The organism is Flavobacterium phragmitis, from assembly GCF_900112575.1.
GTDB lineage: Bacteria > Bacteroidota > Bacteroidia > Flavobacteriales > Flavobacteriaceae > Flavobacterium > Flavobacterium phragmitis.
Genome location: NZ_FOMH01000001.1, coordinates 152,261 through 167,998 on the forward strand (window position 1 = coordinate 152,261; position 15,738 = coordinate 167,998).

At 33.8% G+C, this 15,738-nt stretch carries 13 protein-coding genes; 7 read left to right on the forward strand and 6 right to left on the reverse strand.

The features are described from left to right. Positions 1–29: 29 nt before the first annotated feature. Positions 30–1,901, reverse strand: coding sequence for a hypothetical protein (locus BM289_RS00740; RefSeq protein WP_091489947.1), 1,872 nt, complete (start codon positions 1,899–1,901; stop codon positions 30–32). A 3-nt stretch (positions 1,902–1,904) separates the two neighbouring features. After that, entirely contained in the window at positions 1,905–2,537 is a 633-nt protein-coding gene (locus BM289_RS00745; protein WP_091489950.1) for a hypothetical protein, read from the reverse strand. Positions 2,538–2,801: 264 nt separating this feature from the next. Between BM289_RS00745 and hemB the strand changes: the two genes are divergently transcribed. Both hemB and BM289_RS00755 read left to right on the forward strand, forming a co-directional pair. Then, positions 2,802–3,797: a porphobilinogen synthase gene (gene hemB / locus BM289_RS00750; protein ID WP_091489951.1), complete on the forward strand. Its 996-nt coding sequence runs from the start codon at positions 2,802–2,804 to the stop codon at positions 3,795–3,797. Between the two features lies 1 nt (position 3,798). Beyond that, positions 3,799–4,197, forward strand: a complete 399-nt coding sequence (locus BM289_RS00755) for a c-type cytochrome (RefSeq protein WP_091489954.1) — start codon at positions 3,799–3,801, stop codon at positions 4,195–4,197. Between the two features lie 269 nt (positions 4,198–4,466). On the opposite strand, the gene BM289_RS00760 is transcribed toward BM289_RS00755, so the two are convergent. Further along, positions 4,467–6,527, reverse strand: coding sequence for a M13 family metallopeptidase (locus BM289_RS00760; RefSeq protein WP_091489957.1), 2,061 nt, complete (start codon positions 6,525–6,527; stop codon positions 4,467–4,469). A gap of 192 nt (positions 6,528–6,719) precedes the next feature. Next, complete coding sequence (locus BM289_RS00765; protein WP_091489960.1) at positions 6,720–8,777, reverse strand: M13 family metallopeptidase; 2,058 nt, start codon at positions 8,775–8,777, stop codon at positions 6,720–6,722. A 227-nt stretch (positions 8,778–9,004) separates the two neighbouring features. Between BM289_RS00765 and BM289_RS00770 the strand changes: the two genes are divergently transcribed. The 5 genes from BM289_RS00770 (at position 9,005) to BM289_RS00790 (ending at position 13,520) form a co-directional block, all read left to right on the forward strand. Beyond that, positions 9,005–9,670, forward strand: coding sequence for an SCO family protein (locus BM289_RS00770; RefSeq protein ID WP_091489962.1), 666 nt, complete (start codon positions 9,005–9,007; stop codon positions 9,668–9,670). Between the two features lie 104 nt (positions 9,671–9,774). Further along, a complete protein-coding gene (locus BM289_RS00775) occupies positions 9,775–10,014 on the forward strand; it encodes a FeoA family protein (protein WP_091489964.1) in 240 nt (79 codons plus the stop codon). After that, a complete protein-coding gene (gene feoB / locus BM289_RS00780) occupies positions 10,014–12,113 on the forward strand; it encodes a ferrous iron transport protein B (RefSeq protein ID WP_091489967.1) in 2,100 nt (699 codons plus the stop codon). The genes BM289_RS00775 and feoB overlap by 1 nt, the downstream gene beginning before the upstream one ends. A gap of 6 nt (positions 12,114–12,119) precedes the next feature. After that, positions 12,120–12,245: a FeoB-associated Cys-rich membrane protein gene (locus BM289_RS00785; RefSeq protein WP_091489968.1), complete on the forward strand. Its 126-nt coding sequence runs from the start codon at positions 12,120–12,122 to the stop codon at positions 12,243–12,245. Between the two features lie 384 nt (positions 12,246–12,629). Continuing rightward, positions 12,630–13,520 (forward strand): DUF4349 domain-containing protein, encoded by an 891-nt coding sequence (locus BM289_RS00790; protein WP_091489970.1) that lies wholly within the window; start codon positions 12,630–12,632, stop codon positions 13,518–13,520. 396 nt (positions 13,521–13,916) lie between these two features. Here the strand turns inward: BM289_RS00790 and BM289_RS00795 are convergent, their stop codons facing one another. Both BM289_RS00795 and BM289_RS00800 read right to left on the reverse strand, forming a co-directional pair. Beyond that, entirely contained in the window at positions 13,917–14,570 is a 654-nt protein-coding gene (locus BM289_RS00795) for an HD domain-containing protein (RefSeq protein WP_091489972.1), read from the reverse strand. 144 nt (positions 14,571–14,714) lie between these two features. Further along, entirely contained in the window at positions 14,715–15,710 is a 996-nt protein-coding gene (locus tag BM289_RS00800; protein ID WP_091489974.1) for an acyl-ACP desaturase, read from the reverse strand. Positions 15,711–15,738 lie beyond the last annotated feature (28 nt).

The following is a 15,738-nucleotide window of genomic DNA, read 5'->3' on the forward strand; positions in this document are numbered from 1 at the left end:
TGACATTTCGGGGATTTTTGTTTTGAGCTTTATTTTGAACCCATCATATCGTCAGCCAGATCTAATGTCTGTAAAATGATGTTTTTATTGGTTTGCAAAGAGTTCAGTTTAAGGACAAACTTGAATTTATTATCAATCAGTTTTTTAGGAGATTCCATTGTAAAATCTGAAAACTGGCTTGCAAGTCTAGTCACTTTATTCATTTCATCTTCTTTAGCGTTTTGTCCGAAAGCTTTAACAGTCTGCGAAATATTCAGTTTTCCGAAGATTGCATTCTTGCTCAGATCTTTCTTTGATTCTTTCACAAAAGAACCGCTTCCCTGACTAAAATAATTTAATGTATTGCTTATCGCTACAACATCTTTATCTTTTAGGATATAAATATCGCCATATTCTTTAGTCCCTAAAATCTGGTAATAATTCCCAACTTGAGTCAGTAGTTTTTTGCGAACGCCTAACTGCAGCAATTTATCTCCAAAAGTTGGATGTGTGGAGGTAAAAACTACCGAAAACAACGGAATTGTCTTTTTCACTTTCTCTTCCGTTATTTTTTCCTCGTAATTTTCATCATAACCATATTTTTTGGTCATTACCTCAACTTCTTTCACATCGTATAAAAAAGCGCTTAAATCACCATCAAAAAGCTTTGCTGTGGCTTCTTCATCAACTATGGTCGAAATTAAATTGGTAATGATTCCAATATCCTCTTTTGTAAACTTTGGATTCTGAAACATATCTGTCATTAAAGATGGAAACTTTTCAAGTGCTGCTTTGGTGTTGATATGATAAGACATATATCCTAATGGTTTTTGAGCTGGGAAATAATTGAAGATGTTTTTGTTTATTTTTCGATCTCCAATTTTGCTTACTGCCTCAGCAATTTCTTTAGAATATTCTACAATTTCCTCGATTCTGGCATTATCATTATCAAAATAGAAATCAAGGTTTATTCCTTTTACAAAATTCCCGAAGTTCTTCTGCATTGGCAGATATTTATCATAACCTCCAAAAAGTCTCATCGGATAACTATACGCAGCATACAATGTCGAAATCATGCCGCCATAATCGACCCACGAAGAAATATCTGCTCCAATAGTAACCTTAGAAGAAGTTGGTGCTGTAAAACCATTTTCAAACAAACGTTTTATAATTTCACTTTGGTTTTCCGCCAATTTTCTATCAAATTCTGCTTGCTCTACTGAATAGGCTTCGTAAGGATTTCCTTCATGCAAATAATCTTCCTGTACAGCATCTGTTGCGACAGCTGGCTCATTAAAAACTATTGGTTCTTCTTTAGCAGAAGGCTTTCCCATTTTTGGCGGACTTGGAACTGATACTGTTGGATCACCATAAGCTGGTGCTACAATGGTGTCATTTTCATAATAATCTACGACTGCAACAGAATCCATTGCTACAGTTGAAGTTTCGTTATAAAATTTTGTTGGAAGCCTTTTGGTCAATTCAAATATCATTAAATATTCATTGTTCCAAGCCAATGATTTTTTAACTCCTTTTGGCGTAAAAACGGAATATTTGCCAAAATCCTGAATTGTGTTATTCTCTGCTCCTGCTCCTAATTTATCTACTAGAAACTGATTAACAGCTTCTTTATTTTTTATCGGAATCGTAACCTGATAATACGGAACGCTATCCAGAAAACTTCCATGAATGGTAATCTTCTGATCTAATTTGATAATGGAAGCGTATTTTCTGAGATCGAAATCAGGATTTTTACCTGTATATTTAGTAATAATGGGATGATTCAGCACTTGATTAATATCTACTTTTTTCGAAAGCTGATTTCCGTTAAACTGTACAAAATAATCGTATTTATCCAAATTGGCTTGACCAAAAGTCAGCGTTGAGGCGAATAATAAAAATAAAAAATAAAGCTGCTTCATAAATTAAGGCGTTAATTGTATTGTATTGTTCATTAAGGTCGATTTCTTGAAAACACTGTACATGCTTTGTTTCAGGAAAACCGTTTTATTGTTTTTAGAAATTTTACTATTCACATTATCAGCAGTTAAAACATCTCTATCAAAAGTATAAATAGAAGTAATACTAGCTTCTTCCAGATCTTTCTTTTTCTTTGGATCGTTGACTACTTTTTCAGGAACTGGATAAGAGGCAATTCTTTCAAAAGTTTTACCGCTTCCGCTAAAGTGAATCTGATCGCGCTGATTGTTTATCGTATTTACAACAGCATTTAATGCTTTGAGATTAGCGTAGTTGAGTTTGATGATGAAAACATAATTGCTGAAATCGGTTTTGGTCGAAACATTTGAAATCCCGTCAATCTTCAAAGCCTTACTTTTAAAATCTTCCAGTTTCTGGGTAATCTCTTGTTCATTCGGAATTTTAACGCCATCGACTTCTTCCAAAAAAATAGCCGATTTGGTTTTAAACCACGATTTCGAAAAATCAATCATCAAAGTATATTCACCACTTTGATCGTCGTGATGTTTAATTCTTTCTGTAATCTCGAAACAGCTTGTTAAGAGCAGACAGCACAATAAAGCGAGAATTTTCTTCATATTACAAATTTAGATGTAATATTCTGAAAAACCATGCTTTAGTTCAAACAATAAAAATCTAAATTTTTAGATAATATTAACGGATTCTACAACAAGCTAAACGCCTTATTCTGTTCCTTTTTCTTTAACTTTGCGCCACTCATAAAAAAGTGAGACAAACTTCAAAAAAATAAAAAACAACTACAATTTTAGAATAAGGATTTATCAATCTGTTTTCAAATTCAGGTTAAAATCTAAAATCTAAAATCTAAAATCTAAATTTATATGTTCCCATTACAAAGAGGCAGAAGATTAAGAGTAAATGAATCGATTCGTTCTTTAGTTCGCGAAACCAGTTTAAGTCCATCGGATTTTATGTTTCCAATGTTTATTGCTGAAGGAGAAAATGTAAAAGTAGAAATTCCATCAATGCCGGGAATTTTCAGAAGATCTATAGATTTAACAGTTGAAGAAGTAAAAGAACTTTATGATTTAGGAATTCGTGCTGTAAATATTTATGTAAAAGTCAGTGAAAACCTAAAAGACAATACTGGTAAAGAGGCTTGGAATTCTAACGGATTAATGCAGCAGGCAATTCGTGCCATAAAAGCCGCTTGTCCAGAAATGATCGTTATGCCAGATGTGGCTTTAGACCCATATTCTATTTATGGTCATGACGGAATTATAACAAATGGCGATGTCGAAAACGACAGTACAGTTGATGCTTTAGTAAAAATGGCCATTTCGCACGCAGAAGCTGGTGCTGATTTTGTTGCGCCAAGCGATATGATGGACGGACGCGTTTTGCGCCTGCGCGAAGGTCTGGATGCTGCCGGATTTCAGAATGTTGGAATCATGAGCTATTCTGCTAAATATGCCTCTGCTTTTTACGGTCCATTTAGAGATGCTTTAGATTCTGCTCCAAAAGAAGCTGATGTTGTGGTTCCAAAAGATAAAAAAACATACCAAATGGATTATGCCAACCGCATCGAAGCAATCAAAGAAGCTTTGTCAGATGTAGAAGAAGGTGCAGATATGGTTATGGTAAAACCGGGAATCGCTTATTTGGATATTGTTCGCGAAATAAAAAATACTGTACATGTTCCTGTAACTGTATATCAGGTTTCTGGAGAATATGCTATGATTAAAGCGGCATCTGAAAGAGGATGGCTTGATCACGATAAAATTATGATGGAACAATTAATGTGCATCAAACGTTCTGGTGCCAATCTTATTTCGACATATTTTGCAAAAGAAGCAGCAATTTTATTAAACAAATAAAATGAAAAAGATTTTATTCTTATCTGCTGTTCTAGCTTTTGCTTCTTGTAAAAAAGAAGGTTCTGAAAGTAAAGATCAAACAACAGAATCGTATTCTGAAGGAGAATCGGCTAAAGCGGCAACACCAGAAGCTTTAGGAAAAGAAATTTTTGAAGGAAGAGGAAACTGCACAGCCTGTCATCAACCCGATCAAAAGGTAATTGGGCCGAGTATCAAAGAAATCGCTAAGATTTATAAAGACAAAAAAGGCGACATGGTTACTTTCTTAAAAGGAAATGGAGAACCCATTGTTGATCCAAGTCAGTTTTCGGTAATGCAGACCAATTTTGCCATTACAAAAGAAATGTCTGACGAAGATTTAAAAGCAATTGAAACGTATATCTACAGTCATTTGAAATAATGACAAATTATGTTCCATAGGAACATTTCATCGGTAGAAAAATTATGTGTAATCATTATTTTACGTTCCGTAGGAACGTTTAATTGACACCATTTTTTAACAATCCAAAATATAAAACGTTCCTACGGAACGTAAATAAATGGGGTGGGATAATATTATTTTTCTACTACGGAATGATAACTGGTGTCAAGTTTTTGAAAACAATACTATAGTAAAAGGGCTGTTCCGTAAAATCGAGACAGCCCTTTTTTATATCATCAAAATTTAAATTACCAGATTTTAACTCGTTTTTCTGGTTCCAAATACATTGGATCTCCTTTTTTGATTCCAAAAGCATCATAAAAAGAATCTAAGTTTTTAATTGGCACAACCGCTCTGTACATTCCTGGAGAGTGTGGATCTGTTTTGACTTGACTTTTAATTGCTTCATCACGAGATTTTGTTCTCCAAACTGTTGCCCAAGAAATAAAGAAACGTTGTTCTGGCGTAAATCCGTCGATTAAACCTGGATTTCCGTGTTTTTTCAAGTACAATTGCAAACCATCATAAGCCGCGTTTGTTCCTCCTAAATCTCCAATATTTTCACCTAAAGTAAATTTACCGTCAACGAAAATTCCAGGAAGCGGTTCTAATGCGCTGTACTGTGCCGCCAATTCTCCTCCAAGAGCCGTAAACTGTTTTAAATCATCGACAGTCCACCAATCTACAAGGTTTCCTTCAGCATTATAACGAGCTCCTGAATCGTCGAAACCATGAGAAATCTCATGACCAATTACCGCTCCAATTCCGCCATAATTTACCGCTTCATCTGCTTGATAATTGTAGAATGGTGGCTGTAAAATTGCTGCTGGGAATACAATTTCGTTGTACGAAGGGTTAAAGTATGCATTTACAGTTTGCGGAGACATTCCCCATTCTGTTTTATCAACCGGTTTACCTAATTTCGCTAAGTTTTCAGAATAAGCCCATTTTGATAAATTTCTCATATTATCAAAATAAGTTCCGCCTTCGCTTACATTTTTAAGCTCTAATTTTGAATAATCTTTCCATTTATCCGGATATCCAATCTTAACTGTTAGTTTCTTTAGTTTTTCAATTGCTTTTACTTTAGTCTCTTTTGACATCCAAGTCAATGCATTGATTCTATTTTCATAAGCCTGCATTACATTTGCAATCATATCTTTTGCTTTTGCTTTTGCCTCAGCAGGAAATAATTTTTCTACATACAGTTTTCCTAAAGCTTCACCAGTTGCTCCGTTGATTACCTGTAAAGCGACTTCTTCACGTGGACGTTGTTTTAAAGCTCCTGTCAATGTTTTTCCGTAGAAATCAAAATTGGCGTTTTCGATATCTGTCGTTAAAGTTGAAGCCGTTTTATTTAATAACGACCATTTTAAATACTCCTTCCAAGCTTCTACTTTCTTTTCTGTAAAAGTCTTTTCCAAAGCAATCATATAACGTGGCTGCGCGACAATTACAGTGTCTAATTTTGTCATTCCAATTCCTGTGAAATATTTCTCCCATTGAATAGAAGGTGTATTCTTTTTCAAATCGGCAACCGCTGTTGGATTATATTGTTTTCTTCGGTCTCTTCTTTCTACGCGGTCTAGTCTAGGTGCAGACATTTCTACTTCTAAAGCCAAGATTTGTTTTGCGCTTTCTTTTGCTTTTGCTGGAGATTCTCCAATGTATTGCAACATTCTAGCAATATGAACTTCATACTTTTCACGTTTTTCTTTAGAATCTTTATCATCTGAATTGTAGTAATCCTTATCAGATAAACCTAATGTACCTGGTCCTAAAGTCACCGAATTTTTATTACTGTTTTTAGCATCAGCCCCAACATAAACTCCAAAGAAACCTGATCCGCCGGCAAGCTGCATTTCAGTGATATAATTTTGAAGATCTGCCACATTTTTAATGGCATCAATTTTCTTCAAATAAGGCTGAAGGGGTGTAATTCCTCTTTTGTTTCTGCCGACAGTATCCAAAATTGTATTGAATAAAGCAATTGCTTTGCCTTGATCTGTATTCGATTTATACTTTGGGTCTTTTGAAGCGGCTTTTAAAATAGCAAGTGCATCATCATCTGTTTTCTGGCGCAGTTCGTTAAAACTACCCCAAGAATTACGGTCACTAGGAATTTCTGTTTGATCTAACCAGGTACCATTTACATAACGGAAAAAATCCTGGCTTGCGGTAACTTTAGGATCCATGTTGGAAACATTGATTCCTGGTTCCTTTGGTTTGTTGTTTTGTGCTTGTACTGCTGTTAATGAAAACATTGCAGAAACCACACAAAACATTGGTTTGGAGAGCTTTTTAATCATTTTTGTTTAGTTTTTAAGTGTGTTAACAAACATATTGTTATTATTTTTAATTCTATGTTAAAATTTTACAATAAATCATTTGTAAGAAATATATTTATTTTATCGAATCAAATATGGATAAAACAAAGTCTAAATGACTGAAAAAAAAACGGCGCTAATTCAGCGCCGTTTTTAAATATTGTTAATATTTCATTACCAGATTTTAACTCGTTTTTCTGGCTCTACATACATCTTATCTCCTTTCTTAATATCGAAAGCTTTGTAGAAAGCATCCACATTTTGAATTGGTACATACGCTCTATACATTCCTGGAGAATGCGGATCGGTTTTTACTTGATTTTTGATTGCCTCATCTCTTGATTTTGTTCTCCAAACCGTAGCCCATGAAATAAAGAAACGTTGTTCTGGTGTAAATCCGTCAATTAATCCCGGATTTCCATTTTCTTTTAAATACAATTGTAGACCATCGTAAGCAGCATTAATTCCACCTAAATCTCCAATATTTTCTCCTAAAGTAAAATGACCGTCAACGTGAACTCCCGGTAATGGCTCGAGAGCGCTGTATTGATTTGCCAAGTCAGTTCCTAAAGCAGTAAATTGTTTTAAATCATTTTCTGTCCACCAGTCAACCAAATTTCCTTCAGCATTGTAACGCGCACCTGAATCATCAAATCCGTGAGAAATCTCATGTCCAATTACTGCACCAATTCCTCCGTAGTTAACTGCTTCATCAGCTTGATAATTGTAGAATGGCGGTTGTAAAATCGCTGCTGGGAATACAATTTCGTTGTAAGATGGATTGTAATACGCGTTTACTGTTTGTGGCGACATTCCCCATTCTGTTTTATCAACTGGTTTATTCAATTTGGCAATGCTTTCCTGAAAGCCCCATTTTGATAAATTCCTCATATTATCAAAATAAGTTCCTCCTTCAGCAACACTTTTCATTGTTAAAGCTGAATAATCTTTCCATTTATCAGGATATCCAATTTTGATTGTGATTTTATTTAATTTTTCAATCGCTTTTACTTTTGTTTCTGGCGACATCCAAGCCAAAGAATTGATTCTATTTTTGTAGGCTAAAATTACATTTTGAATCATTTTCTGCGCTTTCTCTTTTGCTTCAGCTGGGAATAATTTTTCTACATACAATTTCCCAAGAGCCTCTCCAACAGTTCCATTAACAACATCCAAAGCTCTTTCTTCAGCAGGAAGCTGTTTAATTGCCCCTCTTAATGTTTTGCTGTAAAAATCAAAACGTGCATCACTAAGCGCTGTTGACAATTGTCCAGAAGCTCCGTTTAATAAATCCCATTTTAGATATTCTTTCCAAGCTCCTACTTTATTTTCAGTAAAAACCTTTTGTAAAGCTGTCATGTATTTAGGTTCAGAAACAATTACAGTTTCTAATTTTGTAATTCCTAAACCGGCAAAATAGTCATTCCATTTAATCGCTGGAGTTAATTTCTGAATTTCAGCCACTGTCATTGGATTGTATTGTAAACGGCTGTCTCTTCTTTCCACTCTGTTCAATCTTGGCTGAGACAATTCTGTTTCTAAAGCTAAAATTTCAGCTGCACTTTGTTTTGCTTTTTCAGGAGATTCTCCAATAAACTGAAGCATTCTTGCAATATGCTGTTCATATTTTCCACGTTTTTCTTTAGAATCTTTATCGTCAGAAGTGTAATAATCTTTGTCTGGAAGTCCAAGTCCGCTTGGAGCAAGATTTACAGAATTTTTTGAGCTGTCTTTATCATCAGCACCAATATAAATTCCGAAGAAACCTGAACCACCTTCTTTTTCCATTTCTATTAAATATTTCTGAACATCAGCAACATTTTTAATAGCATCGATTTTTTTCAAATACGGTTTTAGCGGTTCAATACCTTTTTTATTTCTTCCTATTGTATCCAAGTAGGTATTGAATAAATTAACGGCTTTCCCTTGATCAGTATTCGATTTGTATTTCGGATTTTTTGCGGCGTCTTTTAGAACTGTCATTACATCTTTGTCAGTCCTTTTAATCAATTCATTAAAACTTCCCCAAGTTGTACGGTCGCTTGGAATTTCTGTTTTATCCAACCAAGTTCCGTTTACATATTTGAAAAAATCTTGACTCGGACTGACTTTGGTATCCATAAAAGATACATTAATTCCGGGTTCTTTTGGTGCGGTTTGAGCTTGAACTGCTGTTAGCGAAAACATTGCAGATATTACACCAAACACAGGTTTAGCTAATTGCTTTTTCATAAAAATTTATAGTTTAAGGGAAAATACAAACATATTGTTATTATTTCTAAAATTGTGTTAAAATTCTAACTGTAAAATCAAAAACAGGAATAAATTTCACAAATTGAAATCTTAACGTTTTTTATTTAGTTGCAAATTCATCCTAAAAGTTACAAAAGGCTGTTAAAAAAATAATGCAGTAAAGTTTTTAGAATCTGCTTTTTGTATTTTTGCACCAAATTTTTTTTATGAAATCGCTTTTATACAAATACCGCAAATTCTTTATTGTTTTAATAGTATTTTCGGTGGTTACGATATCCTTGTTTTATGCTGCTTTAAAACCAAAAAAGACTTTACCAATCTACAATCCTGCAGATGTAAATCCTGAATTAGTAGACAGTACCGTTCAATATAAAAGTAAATACCACACCATTGCCGATTTTTCTTTTGTAAACCAAAACGGCGATACCATTACACAAAAAAACTACGAAGGCAAAATTTATGTTGCCGATTTCTTTTTCACCACCTGCGGTTCTATCTGCCCAAAAATGACCACCAATTTAGAAGAAGTTCAGAAAGCAGTTATCAATAACCCAAAAGTAATGCTACTTTCTCATACTGTTTTTCCTGAAGTTGACAGTATTCCAGTTTTAAAAGCTTATGCCATAAAACATGGTGTTGTAGACAGCAAATGGAATTTGGTTACTGGCGATAAAAAAGAAATTTACAAAATGGCGAGAAAATCTTATTTGGCCGTAAAATTGGGAAGACCTGATCAATTGTATGATATGGTTCACACCGAGAATTTTGTTTTGGTTGATCAAAAAAGACGTGTTCGCGGTTTTTATGACGGAACAAATAAGGAAGACATAAAACGTCTTTTAGAAGACATCGAATTCCTGTCTCAAGAGTAAAAAACCCTTATTTTTAGAAACTTTTAGCATTTGTCGAAGTGTTAAATGCCTTGGAATAAATAATAATTGCCTACTTTTGCAATCTAAATTCAATCTAAATAAGCTTGCGAAATACAATCCACACTCTGAAAAAAGGCGAGAAAGCCATTATCAAAGATTTTGATATCGATCTTATTCCACTTAAATTATTAGAAATGGGTTGTCTCCCTGGCAGCGTAGTTGAGTTACTGCAGATTGCTCCTTTTGGAGATCCATTGTATTTGGATATTAACGGTTCGCATGTGGCGATTCGAATTGAAACGGCTCGTGAAATTGAAGTTGAACTTATCAAAACCAATTTGTAATGAGTATTCAGAATATCAATGTTGCCCTTATCGGAAATCCAAATACCGGAAAAACTTCCGTCTTCAATCAGCTTACAGGTTTAAATCAGCAAGTTGGAAATTATCCCGGAATTACGGTGGAGAAAAAAATGGGGTTTTGCAAATTGCCACATAACATCAAAGCCAATATTCTAGATTTACCTGGAACTTACAGTTTGAATGCAAGTTCGATGGACGAAAGCGTTGTTATTGAACTTTTGCTAAATAAAAATGACAAGCTATATCCAGACGTTGCTGTTGTTGTAACTGACGTTGAAAATCTGAAAAGAAACTTATTGATTTACACTCAGATAAAAGACCTAGAAATTCCGACGATTTTAGTCATCAACATGTCTGATCGTATGGAAAGAAAAGGGATTTCTTTGGATATTCCATATTTAGAAGAAAAATTAAAAACCAAAATTGCTTTAGTCAGTTCAAGAAAAGGTTTGGGAATTGACGAATTAAAAGAACTAATTGTTTCTTATAAAACCATTCCGAACGAACCTTGTTTGAGTGCTTCTGTAATTGATCCTGAATATTTTCAAAAGTTACAAAACGCTTTTCCAAATCAATTGATGTACAAATTGTGGCTGGTAATTACACAGGACGTTAACTTCTCGAATTTAGACCGAAACGAAATCCGTAATACTTTTACCAAATCACATTCAGAATTAAAGCGTTTACAACAAAAAGAAACCATCAAAAGATATCAGTTTATTAATGATGTTTTGAAAGAGGGTTTAAAAGTAGATACTTCGAATGCAACAGATATTCGCGCCAAATTAGACCGCGTTTTAACGCATAAAGGTTGGGGTTATGCGATTTTCTTTGCGATTTTGTTTTTGATTTTTCAATCTATTTTCAGCTGGTCAACCATTCCGATGGATTTTATTGACAGCACTTTTGCCTCATTAAGCAGTTGGGTGGCGGAAGAACTGCCAAGTGGTATTTTAACCGACTTACTTTCGCAGGGAATCATTCCGGGAATTGGCGGTGTTATTATTTTCATTCCACAGATTGCGTTTTTATTCCTTTTCATTTCTATTCTGGAAGAAAGCGGTTACATGAGCCGTGTAGTCTTTTTGATGGATAAAATCATGCGCCGATTTGGGCTTTCAGGAAAAAGTGTCGTGCCTTTGATTTCAGGAACAGCTTGTGCCATTCCGGCAATTATGGCGACCAGAAATATCGAAAACTGGAAGGAACGTTTGATTACTATTCTTGTAACGCCATTTACCACTTGTTCGGCAAGATTGCCGGTTTATGCGATTATCATTTCATTGGTTATTCCGAGTAAACGTGTTTTTGGAGTTTTAAATGTTCAAGGATTAACACTGATGGCTTTATATGTTTTAGGTTTTTTCATGGCTATTTTGTCTTCTTATATTTTAAACAAAGTTTTAAAATTAGAATCTAAAACGTATTTCGTTGTTGAAATGCCAAGTTATAAAATGCCTCTTTTCAAAAACGTAGGAATTAATGTTGTCGAAAAAACAAAAGCATTTATTGTGGGTGCCGGTAAAATCATTTTGGCAATATCTGTTATTTTATGGTTCTTAGCTTCTTACGGACCTGGAAAAGAATTTAATGATGCCGAAAACATTGTAAAAGAAAGATTTGCCAATACAACTTTGGACGAAACGCAGTTTGAAAACGAAGTAAACTCTCAAAAATTAGAAAACTCTTATATCGGTTTAATGGGAAGAGCAATTGAACCAGCGATTCAGCCTTTGGGTTACGATTGGAAAATTGGAATTGCTTTGATCAGTTCGTTTGCTGCCCGTGAAGTTTTCGTTGGAACATTGGCAACCATTTATAGTGTTGGAGATACCGACAACGAATCGACCATAAAAAGCAAAATGCAGGCAGAAGTCCGCCCAGATACAGGAGGAAAAGTATTTGACTTTGCAACAGGAATTTCTTTACTGTTATTTTATGCTTTTGCTATGCAGTGTGCCAGTACACTGGCTATTACCAAAAAAGAAACCAACTCATGGAAGTGGCCTGCAATGCAGTTAGGCTTCATGAGTGCGTTAGCTTACTTTAGCGCATTAATTGCGTATCAACTTTTAAAATAAAAAGTTATGTTTCAAGAAATAATAGCCTTTGCCATATTAGGATTTGCAGTTGCTTTTTTGATCAAAAAGTTCTTCTTTAAATCGAAAAAGAAAAAAGACTGTGGCAATGGAACTGATTGCGGATGCAGTTAATTGTTATGCCGCAGAGATTCACAAAATGCAACACAAAGCTTCACAGAGATTTTAATTCTTTGTGAAGCTTTTTGATTTTTTGATGTCTCTTTACAGAAAAAAAGTCTTTTATTGTTATTTTGAAAACTTTTTAAAGCTATTTATTAAATCTAATTGTGCTTGTTTTGAAAAATTTAAAAACCTTCAAAAATATGTCTGAGCAAGATAAAATAGAAATAATTAGAGACAACAGAGTTACTCGGTTATTGTGGTTTACAATTGGTTTTCTGTGTGCGTTAATAATTACACATCTCCTAATCAAAAATCATTAATTTTAAAAAAACATTTGATAATGAAAACCTAAAGCTTTTTTAATAAAAAAAGTCAATCTAAAATTAAACTAAAATGGGAAAAAGCTTTAAAACAAGATTTTGGATATTAAGTAAGTGGTCTGTAAGCATTTTCATTTTGTTATTTGCATTTAGACTTTTATATGGTTATGTTGCTTCAGATTCTACTTCCCGAAATGATTACAGTGATAACTTTTTTTCAAGTATAGACAATTTGAGAAAAAATTATGCCTCTGAAAAAATTGCTATGAAAGCTGATGTTAAAACAGCTTCTCCATCAAACAATTTGGCGTCAAATCAAAAATTTGAAAAGACAGCGTCAATAAAAACAAAAACATCTGAATTTGATAAAGATCAAAATCTTATTAAAGCAAAAACAAAATCTTATAATGCCATCATTCAATATGAACAAAGTTTAGGGCAAAAGGGCAACAGACAGATTCATCTACTTATTGGAATAAATCCTTCAAAGTTTGACAATTTTTATCTTGACCTTCAAAGAATTGGCAAGCTCAAAGATATTGAAATTACAAAAGTTGACAAGACAAATGAGTATCGTCAACTGAATGCTAAAAAGATTTCTATAGAAAAAATACTTCAGTCATTAATCGAACTAAAATCTAAAGGAGGAAAAATTTCAGATTATATTTCCCTAAATGACAAAATCTTAGAAGTTGAAGAACAACTACAAGGGCTTGGAGTTGAACTTGGAAATTTTAATACCGAAAATGAATTTTGTACTGTTCGTTTTTCAATGTATGAAGGTGCCGCAGAAAAAAGCATCAGTTTTATTCATAGAGCGAAAGTGGCTCTTGAGTGGACAATAAAGCAATTTACATTACTGGTAATTACTGTTTTCTTCCTTTCGCTGACAATTTTTATTTTATTAATAACAGTTGATAAACTGAAAATTATAAGTGCTTTAAACAAAAAAATCAACGAATAATAATACTAGCTAAAAATTGCTTTTCGTTTTCAAAAATAATTCTACAAAGGATTTCTGCCTTTGTGACTTACTTTTTTGACAAGAAACAAAATGTCTTATTATAATGGTTATAAGACTTTAACATCCTAACATTAACTAGAACAAAAATTACTTTTGCAAAAGTAAATATATCAAAAATGACAAAATTTGAAAAAAACGAAATGATTAGGAAAAAAAGTGTTTCCAGATTACTCTGGTTTTCCTTTGGTTTTTTATGCGCTTTTGTAATAATGTGCTTTTTAAAATCCAGATTATAAATGAATGTAAAACTGTTACGATTTATAACTTAACTTTAAATCCAAAACGGTTCTAGTTTAATAGAGCCGTTTTGTGTTTAAATGATCTGTTATTCAAAATTTATTTCAATCCTTCCCATTCTGCATAAAACTGCGCCAGAAAAGATTCCATAAAACGATGTCTTTCTGCAGCGATTTCTTTGCCTTTTTTGGTATTCATTTTATCTTTTAAGAGTAAAAGCTTTTCGTAGAAATGATTTATGGTTGGAGCATTGTTCTTTTTATACTCCTCTTTTGTCATATTTGTTATGGGTTCAATTTCCGGATTGTATAAAGCGCGGTTCTTAAATCCGCCGTAATTGAAAGCTCTTGCTACACCAATAGCACCAATAGCATCCAGACGATCGGCATCCTGCACAATATCCAATTCGACAGAAGAGAACTTTCTTTCGAAATTTCCGCCTTTATAAGAGATATTTTCAATGATATTGATAACATGAGCAATTATCCCCTCAGAAACATTTTCTGCTTCTAAAAACGCTCTTGCTGTTTTTGGACCAATAGTTTCGTCTCCGTTATGAAATTTGCTATCGGCAATATCGTGTAATAAAGCTCCTAATTGAACCACTGTAAGATCACATGCTGTATCTTTTGCTATCAGAAGAGCGTTTTTGTAAACACGTTCAATATGAAACCAATCATGACCGCCTTCGGCATCGTTTAATTTTTCTTTTACAAAAGCAATAGTTTTAATAATCAATTCTGAAGTACTCATACAGAAGTTTTTACAGTTTAAAAAAAAGTTGATTGTCAAAGATTTTAAATCCTTCAACAATCAACAAACATATTCTAAAGCAACAATGTTGCGTTTTAAGTTCCAAGTTCTAAAATCCCAAATTTCAATCTAAAATCTAAAATTTTAAAGTCTAGCTGGTTCTACCCATTTAAAGATGTGCGATTCTTTTGGAATTACAATTCTTTCAGAAATTTTAGCCATTCTTGCAGGTAATTTCATTAGGTAATCACGTGCTTTTTCAGCTTCATCTGTCAAATTAGAAATTTTATCAATTTCCCATTTGTTGATTAATTTCTGCATGATTTCAACGTAATCCGTTGCCGTATACACACCAATTCTTTGTGCAGAATCTGAAAACTGTTCAAATGCACTACTAATCTTTTGACCAGATTCTCTCAAAAAGTGAGCTGGCATAACGATTTTCTGCTTCATCATGTATTGAAAAGCCAGCATCATTTCGCTTGGGTCAACCTGGAAAATTCTAGTTACAAATTCGCTGTATGCATGATGGTGACGCATTTCGTCTCCAGCAATCATTTTACACATTTTAGACAATTTGTTATCGCCAAATTTCTTAGCTATCTGCGCTACTCTATTGTGCGAAACATAAGTTGCTAACTCCTGAAAACTAGTGTACACAAAGTTTTTGTATGGATCGGTTCCAGTTCCAATATCAAAACCGTCGTTGATTAAATGCTGTGTTGTCATTTCGATTTCACGCATATTCACACGACCAGATAAATACAAGTATTTATTCAAAAGATCTCCGTGGCGGTTTTCTTCTCCAGTCCATTGTTTTACCCACTTAGCCCAGCCGTTTCCTTGACTTCCTTCTTGCTGATCTATTCCTTCTACATCCATCAACCATGACTCATATGTCGGTAATGCTTCCTCAGTGATAGTATCACCAACAAGCGTAACCCAGAAATCGTATGGTAATTCTTTAGCAATTTCGCGTAATTCTTTTACCTCTTCAAAGAAGTTTTCTCCTTGAGAATTTGGTAAGAAATCCGACGGTTGCCAAATTTTTTCCACCGGGATTAAATACTGTTCAACGAAGCTATCCACGTTTTTTTCCAAAAACTGCATTACTTCTAATCTAATGTTTTTTATAGACATTACTTATTTAAAATTTGGGTTTAGATTT